Source organism: Xanthomonas albilineans (assembly GCF_002939705.1).
In the GTDB taxonomy this organism is placed as follows: Bacteria; Pseudomonadota; Gammaproteobacteria; order Xanthomonadales; family Xanthomonadaceae; genus Xanthomonas_A; species Xanthomonas_A albilineans.
The window spans coordinates 1-307 of sequence record NZ_MDCB01000126.1 but is presented as its reverse complement, the minus strand read 5'-3'; the positions used below and the strand labels follow the sequence as shown (position 1 = coordinate 307).

Annotated in this window: 1 protein-coding gene; it reads left to right on the top strand. The window is 66.4% G+C overall.

Annotation, left to right across the window (positions count from 1 at the left end; all coding sequences use genetic code 11):
* The coding region (locus XalbCFBP2523_RS16060; protein WP_146084169.1) for an S-layer family protein at positions 1-307 on the top strand (307 nt) is incomplete at both ends.

Sequence of the window (307 nt, the reverse complement as noted above, 5' to 3'; positions counted from 1 at the left end):
TGTTCAGCGTGCAGCCCAACGGCGGCCACGCACTGGTGGAGACCGATCCGCGCTTCACCAACTACCGGGTGTGGCTGAGTTCGGACGCGCAACTGCGGCAACTGGGCTACAACGCCGACACCATGCAACAGCGCCTGGGCGATGGGTACTACGAACAGAAGCTGGTGCGCGAGCAGATCGGGCAATTGACCGGGCGTCGCTTCCTGGAGGGGTATAGCAGCGACGAAGCGCAATACCAGGCGCTGCTGGATGCCGGCGCGACGGTGGGCAAGGCCTGGGGCCTGCGTCCGGGCGTGGCGTTGACGGC